General features: G+C 63.6%; 13 protein-coding genes. 8 read left to right on the top strand and 5 right to left on the bottom strand.

The features are described 5' to 3' along the window. Positions 1 to 273: 273 nt before the first annotated feature. Together NKH97_RS23415 and NKH97_RS23410 are read right to left on the bottom strand one after the other, a co-directional pair. Entirely contained in the window at positions 274 to 1,332 is a 1,059-nt protein-coding gene (locus NKH97_RS23415) for a glycerophosphodiester phosphodiesterase family protein (RefSeq protein WP_352798873.1), read from the bottom strand. A 97-nt stretch (positions 1,333 to 1,429) separates the two neighbouring features. Next, a complete protein-coding gene (locus NKH97_RS23410) occupies positions 1,430 to 2,638 on the bottom strand; it encodes an acyltransferase family protein (RefSeq protein WP_352798872.1) in 1,209 nt (402 codons plus the stop codon). Positions 2,639 to 2,761: 123 nt separating this feature from the next. Between NKH97_RS23410 and speB the strand changes: the two genes are divergently transcribed. From speB to NKH97_RS23390, 4 genes are all read left to right on the top strand, one after another. After that, positions 2,762 to 3,769 carry an agmatinase gene (speB, locus tag NKH97_RS23405; protein WP_127288726.1) on the top strand — a complete coding sequence of 336 codons (1,008 nt, stop codon included), beginning with the start codon at positions 2,762 to 2,764 and terminating at the stop codon, positions 3,767 to 3,769. A gap of 30 nt (positions 3,770 to 3,799) precedes the next feature. Beyond that, positions 3,800 to 4,726 carry an N-acetyl-gamma-glutamyl-phosphate reductase gene (gene argC, locus NKH97_RS23400; RefSeq protein ID WP_352798871.1) on the top strand — a complete coding sequence of 309 codons (927 nt, stop codon included), beginning with the start codon at positions 3,800 to 3,802 and terminating at the stop codon, positions 4,724 to 4,726. Then, entirely contained in the window at positions 4,723 to 5,565 is an 843-nt protein-coding gene (locus tag NKH97_RS23395; RefSeq protein WP_352798876.1) for an aminoglycoside phosphotransferase family protein, read from the top strand. The genes argC and NKH97_RS23395 overlap by 4 nt, the downstream gene beginning before the upstream one ends. Positions 5,566 to 5,649: 84 nt before the next feature. After that, positions 5,650 to 5,967 (top strand): hypothetical protein, encoded by a 318-nt coding sequence (locus NKH97_RS23390; protein WP_352611710.1) that lies wholly within the window; start codon positions 5,650 to 5,652, stop codon positions 5,965 to 5,967. Positions 5,968 to 5,987: 20 nt separating this feature from the next. Here NKH97_RS23390 and NKH97_RS23385 read toward each other — a convergent pair whose 3' ends face one another. Next, complete coding sequence (locus tag NKH97_RS23385) at positions 5,988 to 7,079, bottom strand: COX15/CtaA family protein (protein ID WP_352798870.1); 1,092 nt, start codon at positions 7,077 to 7,079, stop codon at positions 5,988 to 5,990. Between the two features lie 198 nt (positions 7,080 to 7,277). On the opposite strand from NKH97_RS23385, the gene NKH97_RS23380 reads away from it, so the two are divergent. Further along, positions 7,278 to 7,493 (top strand): DUF2842 domain-containing protein, encoded by a 216-nt coding sequence (locus NKH97_RS23380; protein WP_023810263.1) that lies wholly within the window; start codon positions 7,278 to 7,280, stop codon positions 7,491 to 7,493. A gap of 15 nt (positions 7,494 to 7,508) precedes the next feature. Here the strand turns inward: NKH97_RS23380 and NKH97_RS23375 are convergent, their stop codons facing one another. Continuing rightward, a complete protein-coding gene (locus NKH97_RS23375) occupies positions 7,509 to 8,567 on the bottom strand; it encodes a polysaccharide deacetylase family protein (protein ID WP_352442557.1) in 1,059 nt (352 codons plus the stop codon). Between the two features lie 91 nt (positions 8,568 to 8,658). Here NKH97_RS23375 and NKH97_RS23370 point away from each other — a divergent pair, with 91 nt between their 5' ends. Further along, complete coding sequence (locus tag NKH97_RS23370) at positions 8,659 to 9,882, top strand: GNAT family N-acetyltransferase (protein ID WP_352442556.1); 1,224 nt, start codon at positions 8,659 to 8,661, stop codon at positions 9,880 to 9,882. Positions 9,883 to 9,886: 4 nt separating this feature from the next. Continuing rightward, positions 9,887 to 10,723, top strand: a complete 837-nt coding sequence (locus NKH97_RS23365; RefSeq protein WP_352611707.1) for a GNAT family N-acetyltransferase — start codon at positions 9,887 to 9,889, stop codon at positions 10,721 to 10,723. Between the two features lie 46 nt (positions 10,724 to 10,769). Here NKH97_RS23365 and NKH97_RS23360 read toward each other — a convergent pair whose 3' ends face one another. Further along, positions 10,770 to 13,040: a GumC family protein gene (locus NKH97_RS23360; RefSeq protein ID WP_352611706.1), complete on the bottom strand. Its 2,271-nt coding sequence runs from the start codon at positions 13,038 to 13,040 to the stop codon at positions 10,770 to 10,772. Positions 13,041 to 13,298: 258 nt separating this feature from the next. On the opposite strand from NKH97_RS23360, the gene NKH97_RS23355 reads away from it, so the two are divergent. Next, positions 13,299 to 13,862 (top strand): polysaccharide biosynthesis/export family protein, encoded by a 564-nt coding sequence (locus tag NKH97_RS23355; protein WP_013532220.1) that lies wholly within the window; start codon positions 13,299 to 13,301, stop codon positions 13,860 to 13,862. Positions 13,863 to 13,871 lie beyond the last annotated feature (9 nt).

The following is a 13,871-nucleotide window of genomic DNA, read 5'->3' as shown; positions in this document are numbered from 1 at the left end:
TTTTAAATACTCCACTCCCTCCCCTCTGTTGGCGCCGTTTTTTTCGGGCCCCCCCCCCCCCCCCCCCGCGCGGCCCCCCCCCACCCCCCCAATCCGGGGTGGGGGGGCGCCGCGCTTTACATCCAGACTACTGCGTGGTCGCGCAGACCCCCGGCGAATCGAAAATAGCCGCGACCTCCTACCTCCCCTCGATGGGGAGGTCGGCGCGCAGCGCCGGGTGGGGTGATGGCGCCGGCGTTCCCAAGGTGGGGTGACTGCGCCAGCATCGGATTGCTAATTGATACTCGCCGTATTCGCCGGCTCAACGGGCCGCGCCTCGTTCGCATAAGGCACGCGAAAACCGTTCACCGCCAGCCAGCCAATGGCCGCCTTCGGCTCGTCGGTCTGGATGATGGTGGCGCCGCGATCGGCCCAGAAACCCCAGCTTTCGCGCGGCAGGCTGGCCTGCACCGCCAGCTCGTCGCCGCGGCCGCCGGCAAGGAAGCCGCCCGGCTTGCCAACGATGGCGTAGGTGTCGGCCCAGATGTGCCAGTTGCCCCTCACCGCGGCCGCGCGCATGCGCGTGCTGAACAGCGGTCCGCCGGCCTCGGTCAGCGTCTCGGCGCCAGCCCGCCAGTTGATCAGCTCGATCGCGCGCGGCGAAAAGGCATGGTCGACCGTCCGGGCGAAGCCGGCATCACGCACCGCGTCATCGGCGATGATCGGCATGAACTGGAAGCCGCCGCCGATAGCGGTCATTGCCGCCTTGACCGTGGTGATCCGGTTCTGGTTCCACAAATTCTCCTTGACGATGACCTGCTCGGCCATGCCGAGATCGCGAGCCACCGCGATCATGCCCGAGAGGTCCCCGACGTCGAGCTTGTTGTCGAGGTTGATGAGGATTCTGTCCCTGGTCGCCTTCAGCATCTCGCGCAGCGTCGAGACCGTTTCGCCCGTCACCGCACCGGTGCCTTCGACCACCAGCCTGCAGGTCTTGAGTTCGGCCAGCGTGCGCTTGACCACCTCGCCTTTGCAGGTGGTGGTACGGTCGAGCCAGCTGTCATGCATGACGACGAACTCACCGTCCTTCGAGCGCCTGATATCGACCTCGACGATTTCTGCGCCCATCGCGATCGCCCCCTCCACGGCGGCAATCGAATTTTCCGCGTAGAGCGTCTTGCCCGCCTGCATGCTGCCGGCGCGATGCGCGACCACCATGACGTGGTCGCGCCACTGGTTGGCGTGCTCGAAGCGGTCAAGAATCTGCCTGGCGCGGGTCTCGCCGGCCAATGACTGGCCAGAAAAGGCCGCAAGTGCCGAGGAAAACAGAAGGCTCAGCCAGATGGTCCGCATCGAGAATCGCTCCTTGCCGGATCGAAATCGGGATAGGCGACCCTCGTGACATCCAGGTGAACGAAGCCGGCTAGCGGTTGTTCGCGGGGAGTGCGCGTCAGATGCGTTTTGAGAGCCTGCGGAACCACGCCATGGCCGGCATCTCAATGAGGCGCCAAGTGATCCAGGAGGCGGCAATGGTGGCGGCGAGCATGACGGCGATTGCCACCGCTCCCATCCAGCCGGCACCGAAGCCGGTGGCAGGCTGGCCGCGCAGCGTGAAGTCGCCGATCAGGCCGAGGCCGAGCTTGCGCTCGACGAGCCCGGCGACGTTGATCATGCGCGCCTGGACGAAGATGTGGACCATGTAGATCGAGTAGGACAGCGCGCCGAGGGTCAGCATGAACGGCGCCCTCAGCAAGGCGCTGATCCAGCCGCCTTCATGGGCGAACAGAAACAGCGCCAGCGCGAACACCAGGGGTGCCGCGATGCCGAAATCATTGCCGCCGGCCAGCGAAACGAAAAGCACGATGACGGCCACCATGACGATCTCGACAAGGGTCCAGTCCATCCGCGGGCCATTCCTGGCGAGGACCTGTCGCGCCCCTGCAATGGAATCATGCTGAAACCAGGCCAGCAAGGCGCCGAGCGAGAAGCCGTACAGGCAGCGGATGAAGCCGAAATCGAAGGACACATCCATATGATGGGTCGAGAAGCCGAGCAGGAACAGCGGCGCGGTGACGGCGGCGGCGACGAACCATATCCAGGCGCGCGCGCCGGCGACGAAGACCACGCCGGCAAACAAGAGATAGGCGAAGAACTCGGCGGAAATGCTCCAGCTTGGCGCATTCCAGGTCAATTGATCCTCGAAGCCGACACCTTGCAGCAGCAGAAGATTGGCAAGCAGACTCCCAGGGTCGAAGCCTCCGGTGAAGGGCGCAGCCCCGGTGCCGTGCAATTGCGGCAGCATCAGCCGCAGCAGCTCGAAGCCAGCGAAGGCGGCAAGCATGAGAAGGTGCAGTGGGTAGATACGGCCGAAACGGACCAGGGCGAAACGCGCGACCTGTTCCGGCTGGTTCAGCCGATCGCCGTAGCTGCTGGCGATGACAAAACCGGAAAGGACGAAGAAGAAGTCGACGAAAAGGTAGGACGAACCGATGAAGGCGCTTTGCGAAATCGTCGAAGCGGTCGGAAAGTGAAACAGCGCCACCAGAAGCGCGCAGATGCCACGCCACGAATCGAGCACCAGGAAGCGTTCACCGGCGACCGTGCCGGTGTGGGTCGACGCCGCGGCACGGGTGGGGTTGAGAAACGCGGTCTGCGTCATGATGATACAATCCTGTCTTGCCGTGGCACTCGGGCAGCGCCATTCCGTCTCGCCAAGCTGTGACTGGCATCTTCCGTGCCGGTTCTGTAGTTGTTGCAACCCGATGAAAAACGAGGATCCGTAATGGCGAACAACAACATCGACAACGCCTTCACCGCCCGTTCCAAAACGGGCGCCGCGTTCGAGCCGACCTATTCCGGCGCGCTGTCGTTCATGCGGCGCAAATACACCAAGGACGTGAAGGGCGCGGATGCTGTGGTATGGGGTATTCCCTTCGATGCCGCCGTCACCAACCGGCCGGGCGCCCGCTTCGGGCCGCAGGCCATCCGCCGCGCCTCGGCGATCCTCGACAACGACCCGCAATATCCGTTTTCACGCGATCTGTTCGAGCATCTGGCGGTCGTCGACTATGGCGATTGCCTGCTCGATTCGGGCAATCACCAGAAGACCCCCGGCACGATCGAGCGCGAAGCGGCCAAGATCCTCAAATCCGGCGCCTTCCTGCTGACGCTCGGCGGCGACCATTTCGTCACCTGGCCGCTGCTCAAGGCGCATGCCGCCATCCATGGTCCGCTCGCACTGGTGCAGTTCGACGCCCATCAGGATACCTGGCCGGACGACGGCAAGCGCATCGACCACGGATCCTTCGTTGGCCGTGCCGTCAAGGAAGGCATCATCGATCCCGACCGTTCGATCCAGATCGGCATCCGCACCCATGCGCCCGACACGTTCGGCATCAAGATCCTCCATGGCCATGAAATCGAGGAGATGCGGGCGTCCGATATCGCCTACGCCATCGTCGACCGCACCGGCGGCAAGAAGACCTATCTCACCTTCGACATCGACTGCCTCGATCCGGCCTATGCGCCTGGCACAGGCACGCCAGTTGCCGGCGGGCCGTCCTCGGCGAAGATCCTGTCGACACTGCGCCAACTCAACCAGGTCGATATTGTCGGCGCCGATGTTGTAGAGGTTGCGCCGGCCTATGATCACGCCGATATAACGGCGATCGCCGGCTCGATGGTGGCTATGCAATATCTCGGCCTGCTGGCTGAGCGAAAGGCCCGGCTTGAAGAGTTGAACAACGGCAACCACAATGGTGCCGCAGTGATTCAAGGTCAGGGCATATAGTCTTGAAATATCAAGGAATTTGATCAACCCATGAAACCGAAAATCTTCATCGACGGCGAACACGGCACCACAGGCCTGCAGATCAGGGCGCTGCTTGCCGAGCGCAGTGATCTGGAGATCATTTCCATCCCGACCGAGCGCCGCAAGGAAACGGCGGCACGCGCCGAGTTCCTCAACGCCGCCGATGTCGCGATACTGTGCCTGCCCGACGATGCGGCGAAGGAAAGCGTCTCGCTGATCGCCAACGACACCACCAAAGTCATCGATGCGTCGACCGCGCATCGCGTGGCTGAAGGCTGGGCGTATGGTTTCGCCGAGATGGACAAGGCACAGTCAAAGGCGATCGCCTCGGCAAAGCGCGTCGCCAATCCCGGCTGCTGGCCGCAGGGACCGATTGCAACGCTGCGGCCGCTGGTCACATCAGGCTTGCTGCCGGCGGATTTCCCGATCACCGTCAACGGCATTTCGGGCTATTCGGGCGGCGGACGGCCGATGATCGAGGACTATGTCGCCAAGGGCGAGGACGCCTCGGAATTCCTGCCCTACGGCCTCACCCTTCAGCACAAGCACGTGCCGGAATTGAGGGCCTATGCCAGGCTGTCGCATGATCCGATCATGCAGCCGGCGGTCGGCAATTTCGCGCAAGGCATGATCACCGTCGTGCCGTTGCAGCTTGGCGGCCTCGACCATGTGCCGACCGGTGCGGAGCTGCATGCGGCGATTGCCGACCATTTCGCCGCCATCAAGGGCGGCGTGGTCGAGGTGGCGCCCTATGCGCATTCGGAGCGCATGCCGGAGATCGATCCCGAGGTCTACAACGGCACCAACCGGATGAAGGTCTATGTCTTCGCCAATGACAAACGGGCGCAGGCCCTGCTGCTGGCGGTCTATGACAATCTCGGCAAGGGCGCCTCGGGTGCCGCCGTGCAGAACATGGACCTGATGCTCGGCCTCTGATGGACACGCCCGCCTTTCCGGTGCGCTGGAACGTCAGCGCGCCCGAACTCATTGCCGAGACCTTTTCGAGCCGCATCTGGAAGGTTTTGCGCGAAGACGGCTCGCCGGCGATCGTCAAGGCGCTCAAGCCTTTCGATGATGTCGCCGACGAGTTGCGCGGCGAGCACTATCTCGCCTGGCGGCGCGGCGAAGGCGCGGTGCGCCTGCTCGGCCGCGACGGCCACAGCATGCTGCTCGAATATGCGGGTGAAACCCTGCTTTCAGAGGTGCTCGACGGACAGGGCGACAACGCCGCCACCGAAATCGCGGCCGAGGTGATGGCGAAACTATTTTCACAGGGGAAAGACCCCTTCCCGCCCGAGCTTCAGCCGCTCCGGGAACGGTTTTCAAGCCTGTTCAAGAAGGCGACAATCGACCGCGATTCGGGCCATGACAGCCTCTATGTCGAGGCCGCCATCATCGCCGATCGACTGTTGGCCGATCCGCACGATATCAGACCCCTGCATGGAGACCTGCATCACGAAAACATCCTGCACGGGCCGCGCGGCTGGCTGGCGATCGATCCGAAAGGCGTTCTCGGCGATCCCGGTTTCGACGCCGCGAACATGTTCTACAACCCGCTCGACCGGGACGATCTCTGCCTCGATCCGGAGCGGACCGCGCATATGGCCGAGATCTTTGCCAGAACACTGGGCCAGACCCCGCCGGCCATTCTGGATCATGCCATCGCCTATGGCTGCCTGTCGGCGTCCTGGCACCATGAGGACGACAACGCGGTCGAGGAGAACCGCGAATTGTCGATCGCCGAGGCGATCCGGGCGGTGCGGGCAAGCTTCTGATCGCACGGGGCAACGGCGCGGTGCTAACCGCTTGTTCACCGCGATGGGCTACAGACTGGTCTCGGCTCCACTTCGGGATTTGTCATGGTCAGCGCGATTTCGGGTTCGTCACAGGCGACCCAGTATTCCTCGTCCAGCTCATCGAGCAATGCGGCTCAGGAGGCCGCGCTCGAAAAGCAGATCCAGGACCTGGAAGACCAGGCCAAGGCGATCACGGATCAGGTAAAGGCTGCCCAGGTGCAGCAGGATATCGCCACGGCCCAGGCCAGGCTTGATGCGCTCAAGGCCGCCGACAAGGTAGCCAAAGCCGCTCAGGACCAGTCCGCACCATCCGCCGCGGCGTTGCGGCAGGCGGAATTCGATGGCGAGAAGACGACATCTACAAACGAATTCTGGATGTAGTTGGCCCGATCGGTTCGAGGTCAGGCCCTGCGTGCGATTTCGTGCGGCAAGGGATAGGCGCCCTTGGTGCCGCGCCAATGGGCGGCTGCAAACCCCAGGACGATGAGCGCAAATCCCTGATGCGTCAGCGCCATGTGCAGCGGCACCTGCATCAGCAGCGTGCCGATGCCGATCGAGGCCTGCACCAGCACCAGTAGAAACAGCAGCGTCGCGCGTCGCGCATGTGTCGAGCCAGGCAGCCGCCGGCGCGTGGCGATCATGTGCCACAACGCCACGACGAATACCGTGTAAGCGCCAAGCCGATGGACGAACTGCACCGTCTTCGGGCTCTCGAAGAAGTTGCGCCATGCCGGCTCGAGGATCAGCAAATCACCGGGGATGATCTTGCCATCCATCAACGGCCAGGTGTTGTAGCTCAAGCCCGCGTCGAGCCCGGCGACCAGGCCGCCGAGATAGATCTGGATCAGCGCCAGCAGCACGATGAGGCCGGCCAGCCTCTGCGTCGACCTATCGGCGGCAGGCTCGGAATGCGGCGCCAGTCCGCGCGCGACCACCATGGTGGCGGTGAAGATCAGCGCGGCAAGCGTCAGGTGGGTCGCCAGCCGGTACTGGCTGACGGAGACGCGGTCGACCAATCCTGAAGCCACCATCCACCAGCCGATGGCGCCCTGCAGGCCGCCGAGCAGGAGAATGCCCACGAGTTTCGGTCCCAGGCCGCGCTCGATGCGGCGCGTCGCCCAGAAAACCAGCAGCGGCAACGCAAAGACCAGACCGACGCTGCGCGCCAGGATGCGGTGCGCCCATTCCCACCAGAAGATCGACTTGAACGCCTCGATGCTCATGTCCTTGTTGAGCTCGGCATATTGCGGGATCTGCTGATAGAGCTGGAATTCCTCTTGCCACTCGGCGTCGTTGAGCGGCGGGATCACGCCATGGATCGGCTTCCACTGCGTAATCGACAGGCCGGAATCGGTGAGCCTGGTGGCGCCGCCGACCAGCACCAGCGCAAACAGCACCAGAAGCACCACATAGAGCCAGCCGCGCAGCAGCGCCCGGTTATGCAGGTCGCGGTCGCGGGCGACGTATGGCGCGGCAGCTGATATGGCAGCCATGATCTTGTCCCGGCAGGTTGATTTGGCGGATTGGTGGACCATCGCACCCGTGCTGGCAAGACCATACGGCGCGGCACGCCGTCGCGCCGCGTCTCACCGGTTGCACAGTCTCGCCTCAAGGCATATGCGAGGCCAATACCCCTTGAGCCTGCCAAGCCGCCTGTGCAAATTCCGGCATGCTCGATCAGGAGACCAACCATGCCCCTGCGTCTGAAAAAGCTGATCGGAATGTTTCTGCTGGTGGCGCTGGTCATCGTCTATGCGCTGGTCGCATCGATCTTCGCGGTCGCCCGGCTGTCGGAGTCGGGTCCGTGGGTGCATTTCCTTTTCTTCCTGCTCAGCGGCCTGCTCTGGGTGCTGCCGGCAATGGGCATCATCAAATGGCTGATGCTGGAGCCGAGGGCCAAGCGCTAGGCGAAACCGCCAGCGTCAGATGGTGACGACCATCTTGCCGGCATTGGCGAGCGGCGTCGTCACGCCCGACAGCATGGTGCGGATGTGGGCGAGGCTCTGGTAGCGGCCGTTGACGGAAATGCGCGGCAAGGCATGCAGGAACCCGGCATGTTCGGCGCGCAGCACGCCGTGGCGCGTCGTCACGGCGGAGGTATAGCCGGCGTCGCGGGCAAAGCCCACTTCGCGGCAGCCTACGGCACTCGCATAGCCATAGGGGTAAGCGAAATGGCGGGGCTCTTCGCCCAGTTCGGCCCGCAACATGGCGCGCACGTCACCGACCTCACGTCGTGCATCGGCTTCGGAAAGCCGCTTCAGATTGCTGTGGTTGATCGTATGGGCGCCGATCGTCACCAGCGAATGCGCGGCGATGCGGCGGATTTCATCCCAGTTCATCAATGTGCGCAAGCGTGGGCCGTCGGAGTCGATGCCGTTTGCGCGAGCTAGGTCACGCAACACAGCCTGCAGGTCCTCCTCGCGGATTTCGGCGGTGAGATAGGCGTGCAGGCGTGCATTGGCCTGCAGCTTCTTCGCGGGGGTCGAGCAATCGATTGTCAGGGGACCGTTCAGCCGCGTCAGAGTGAGGGTATCGCGCGCGTTGACGATGTCCTCGACAACGTCCCACCACAGGCCGGCTGTGCCGTTGATCAGCCCGGGCGCGACATAGATGGTGATCGGCGCGCCGTGCTTCTCGAGCACCGGCAGCGCCTCGACCATGTTGTCGCGATAGGCATCGTCGGCGGTGATCGTGGCAAACTGACCGCCTTTGCCGCCCACCTTGATGCACTCCACCGCTTCGTCCATGGAGACGAAGGCATAGCCATGCGCCTTCATGTCGGCGATCATGGCGTCAAGGAAGCCGGGCGCGATATTCAGATGCCGGTTGACGCTGTCCGGCTTTTCCGGCGTCGCGGTAACACGGTGCAGCATCAGGATGGCGCCAATGCCGCCGATGAACGGCTTGGCCAGCGGTGCAAGGCCGGTATAGCGGGCGACGTTCAGCGCCAGTTTCCGGATTGCCTCCCCGCCGTCGATCATTCATTCACCTTTTGCGCCTAGGCTGATCCAAGCACGGAATGCGCCTATGCGAACCCCCAAATCGCGATCAATACGCCCTAAGGATTGAGGTATGGTTGACGCAACTGCGTCATTTGACGGCAATCGGCTTGCGGCGACCGAGGCATCGACGCGGGCCTTGCCACGGGACCATGCCGACCTGTCGATTTCAGTGGCGTCCACGGACGGACTCGCGGCCTATGCCGAGTTCTGCCGCTCGGCTTTGTTTGGGCCGGCGCAGAGTGCTGCCTGGGTCCAGAATTGGGCGGCCGAGACACGACCGGACCTGCTTGTCGCGACGCTGAGTGTCGAGGGCAAACCGGTTTTTTCGCTGGCGCTGGAGGTTGCCTCCAAGGGGCTGTTCCGGATCGCCCGCTTCATGGGTGGGCGCCACGCCAACGGCAACTTCGTCGCCGCGGACCCGAACTGGCTGGCCAAGGCGGATATACCGGCCCTCCGATCGGTACTGGCGGCCATCGCCAAGGCACGCCCGGACATCGATCTGGTCGCGCTCGAGCGGTTGCTGCCCGATCTCGACGGCGTCGCCAATCCGCTCGCATCGCTCGACCATTTTTCCAGCCCCAATCTGTCGCTGGCCGTCGATCTCGCCGGCGGCTTCGATGCGCTGCTTTCCCGCGCGAGCGGCAAACGCAAACGCAAGAAGCACCGGTCGCAGATCCGGAAATTCGAGGCCGTAGGCAGCTATCGGCGCATCGAGGCCCGCACCCCCGACGAGGTGGACACGCTGCTCGACGCCTTCTTCGAGATGAAGGAGCTCCGCTTCCGCAAGATGGGCATCGCCAATGTTTTTGGCGACGCGCAGGTACGCGGCTTTTTCCGCGCGCTGTTCATGCAGGCGCTTGCCGAGGACAAGCCGTCTTTCGTGCTGCACGGACTCGAGGTTGCCGGCAAGCTGCGCGCCATCACCGGTTCAAGCCGCTCGGGCAAACGCCTGATCTGCGAATTCGGAGCGATCGCCGAGGACGATCTCGGGCACGCCAGCCCCGGCGACTTCCTGTTCTTCGACAACATCCAGGAAGCCTGCGAGACCGGTTTCGAGGTCTATGACTTTTCGGTCGGAGATGAGCCTTACAAGCGGCTGTGGTGCGATATCGAAACGCGGCATTTCGAAGTGCTGGTCCCCTTGACCGTGAAGGGCCGCATGCTGGCGCTGACGCTTCGGCAAGGCGCGCGGCTGAAAGCCTTCATCAAGAACAGCCCAATGATCTGGAAGCTGACCAAGGTGCTGCGCCGCAAAGCCGCCGGTCAGGCAGCGCCCTCGGAAGAAGATAGCTGACGCCATGAAGCCGATCATCCGCACACTGTCCCTGCAGGAACTGGGGCTTCTCGTCGACTGGGCGGCCGCGGAAGGCTGGAACCCAGGTCTTGAAGACCCGGCGATGCTCCAGGCGGCGGACCCCGAAGGCTTCATCGGCGCCTTTGTCGGCGACGACATGGCCGCGGCAATTTCGGCCGTGGCCTATGGAAGCGAATTCGGTTTCATCGGCCTCTACATCTCCCGGCCTGACATGCGCGGCATGGGCTACGGCAAGACGGTGTGGGACGCCGGCATGAAAAGGCTCGCTGGCCGGACCGTCGGCCTTGACGGCGTCGCCGAGCAGCAGGCCAATTACCGGCGCAAGGGCTTCGCACCGGCCTACGAGACCATCCGCTTCACCGGGCGCAAGGCAGGCCCGGCGGTCAGGGACGATGGGTTGCGGATGATTACAACGCAGCTCCTGTCCGATGTCATCGCCTATGACTCCCATTGTTTTCCGGCGCCCCGAGGCACCTTCCTGAAGCGATGGCTGCAGGAACCGCATCATGGGCTGGCGACAATCGGTTCGCGCGGCGTCACCGGCTTTGGCGTGGCGCGCCGCTGTCGATCCGGCTTCAAGATCGGCCCGCTGTTTGCCGACGATATGGAAACCGCTTTGCAACTCCTGGAGGGACTGGCCGGTGCCTGTGACGGTGGCGAGCTGCACATCGACGTCCCCGCCGACAACACCGGCTTCATAACTGCGCTCGATGCGGCCGGCTTTGCGCCGACCTTCACCACCACGCGCATGTACAAAGGTCCTGCCCCGGAACTGGACCTGCAAAGGGTGTTCGGCGTAACGACCCTGGAACTGGGATAGATCGGGCGAACCGCTGAACGGCTCCGCCAAGCGATCCGCGGCTCCCTCAGGCAGCGGCAGTGCGCCGTCCCGGCACCGGATTGCCGGGCGGTTCGTGGCCGAGCGGCGTCACCAGCGTCAGGTCGGGGTAGCCGTTCTCGATCAGCTTGACCGCAGCCTGCGTCACCTCATCGTCGGCCTCCAGCATGGAGAGAAAGACCTCGGTGGCATCGCCAGTCAGGCGGCCGATGCCTTGCGCGTCGGCCGGTCCGCACTCGACCAGGACGAGGTCGTAGGCTGTCGTCAGCGACTGCATGATGATCGGCAGCCGGTCGGCGGCACGCATGGCACGAACCGGATCGGCGGTTCCGACGGGAATGACGTGACAGTCCGAGTAGAGATCGGCGTGGATGACGTCGCTGAACTGCGCTTCCGAAGCGAGCAGGTTGGTGATGCCCGGGAAAAGGCCGCTGTCCAGCATCGGCCGCGAGGCGGCCCCCGACGCGGTGAGGTCCAGCAACAGCACGCGCAGGCCGGCGTCGGCGACCTCGCGCGCCACCAGGATCGCGGATGCAGCCGCCTCGTCGCCTTCCGGCGAGACGAATATGGCGCGCGCCGCACCGCTGGAGATCAGCTTTTCGGCAGCCTTCTCGATATCGATCTCGCCCAGGGTGGAACGCGCCGGTTCGGGCTCGACAGCCGTTTGCTCAGTCGCAGCCGTAGCGGGCATTGCGACCACGTCCTGCGCTTCGGCCATGGCCGGCATCGCGGCGGCATAGGGCTCCGCATCGGCTTCATCCGCACGTTCAGGCAGTTCCTGGCGAATGACAGGGTCCCGCAGGATGACAGGCTCGTGGCGGACAAATGGCTCGGAGACCGGCGTCTGGGCCACATGGGGCATCGCCACCTCATCGATCCGTTCGAAACGGGAACCGCTCGCCGGCCGCATCGCGCGGCCTGAAAACAGCTCCCGCAGAAGCGTCACTATGGCCATGATCAGCAGCGATGCGGCGAAAGCCGCGCCGACGATCGGCCCGACCTTCGGGAAATAGGCCTCGGAGGGAACAGAAGCCTTCGAGGCGATCCGGGCGTCGACCGGCAGATAGTTGCGATCCTGGCGCGATGCCGCTTCGCGGTAGTTGGTCAGGTAGAGCTCGAGTTGCTGTCGCTTGGCGGTCGCGTCGCGCTGCAGTGCGTCCAGATCGACCTGCTGTTCGCCGGCCTGCGCCGAAGCGGCTTTCAACGTGTTGACGTCTGCGACAAGCTGGTTCTCGCGGGCCTTTGCCGTCTCGGCCTGCATCAACAGGCCTTTCATGATCTTCTGGGCCTCGCTGCGGATCTGTGCGTCGAGATCGGACAGTTGCGATTTCAGCGCGCGAATGCGCGGATGATTGCCAAGCAGTGTCGTCGACAGATCGGCGATGTTGGAGCGCAATTCGACCTGTCGCTCACGCAAGCGCTGGATCAGGTCCGATGACAGAACCTCCGGCACGGCATCCAGCGAACCGCCATTCTGCAGCGCCCTGCGCACACCGTCGGCGGTCGCTTCCGCAGCGGCGCGGTTGGCGCGCACTTTCGACAGTTCGCTCGACAGTTCTGAAAGCTGCTGGGTGGCCAGCACCGAATTGTTGCCACCCATCAGAAGATCGGACTGGGCGCGATAAGCGGCGACCTTCGCCTCGGCATCCTTGACCTGCCGCTGCAGGTCGGCGATTTCCGGCGCCAGGAAGTCCGCCGCGGCGCTGTTCGATTCGAGCTTGGCCGCCCCTTGCCCCGCTATATAGGCGGCGGCGATCGCGTCTGGTGTGGCGGCCGCGAGCTTGGGATCTTCCGATGAGAACTCGATGGCAATGATGCGGGTCTTCTCGACGCCATAGACGTTGAGCTTCTCGTGCATTTTCTTGAGCACGCGCTCTTCCGTCGGAATTTCCATCGGGTCGCTTTTCAGGCCGACCAGGACCAGAGCGCGGCTCAGCGCCGACATGTCGAGCGCTTCATTGAACTCGGGCAGTTTTTCCAGACCGAGCTTTTGCGAGACCTGCTTGAGGATTTCGTTGGAGGAAATGATCTGGACCTGGGTGGCGACGCCCTGTTCGTCGAGAATAGGCTTGTCGGTGTCGTTGTTGTTGCTGGCCGGCCGCGTGTAGATGGATTCGCGCGGCGCGATCTCCACCTGCGTCTCGGCTTTGTAGTGCCGGGTTGCCAGCGAGGCGAAAGCGAAGGCCAGCCCGGTTGCCAACAGGACGACGAGGACTATACGCAGCCAGTTCCTCGCCAGGCTGGCGAAGAGCTGCCTGAGATCGACATCGACATCTGCGGCCGCGGACTGAACGGACATGCATCCCTACTCCGATACTGGGTCAGCACGCACCGTAAACAACTATGGTAACTCAGCCGTTAAGATCGTGGTAAGTTTCCGTTAGGGTTTACTGGCGGGTGACAAACAAAACCGCCAAAAATCACAAAAACTCTTGCCGATGCGCCACGTGTCGGCCGCTCCCTTTACCGGCCATTAACCCTAACAGGATGATAACGGACCTCGATCCCTAGAGTTGCTGCGACGTTGCAGCGACCAGTCGAAGGTACCTGTCCGGCCATGAAAAGCACTGCTTCCCTGTTTCGCGCGCTGCTTGCCGTATCGATGCTGGCTGGCTGTTCCAGCTACCGGCCGACGCCGGCCGCCTTCCATGAGGTGCTCGATCAGCCCTACCGTCTTGGCGCCGGCGACCGCGTCCGCGTGACCGTGTTCGAGCAGGACGGGCTGACCAACACCTACAGCGTCGATCAATCCGGCTATCTCTCCTTCCCGCTTGTCGGCGCCATACCAGCGCGCGGCCACACCGCGCAGCAAATGGAAAAGGAGATTGCCGACAAATTGCGGCAAGGCTATCTGCGCGATCCCGACGTTTCGGTCGAGATCGACCGCTACCGCCCGATCTTCGTCATGGGCGAAGTGGGTGCCGCCGGCCAATATTCCTATGTTCCCGGCCTGACGGTGCAGAAGGCGATCGCCATTGCCGGCGGCTTCACGCCGCGCGCCAACCAGGAAAGCGTCGACATCACCCGCGACATCAACGGCAAGGTGATGACCGGCCGCGTGGTCACCTCCGACCCGTTGCTGCCGGGCGATACGGTCTACGTCCGCGAACGTCTGTTCTGACAGATACCA

The organism is Mesorhizobium sp. M0870 (assembly GCF_040319775.1).
Taxonomy (GTDB): Bacteria; Pseudomonadota; Alphaproteobacteria; order Rhizobiales; family Rhizobiaceae; genus Mesorhizobium.
The sequence above is the reverse complement of the archived record's forward strand: the minus strand, read 5'-3'. Positions and strand labels throughout refer to the sequence as shown.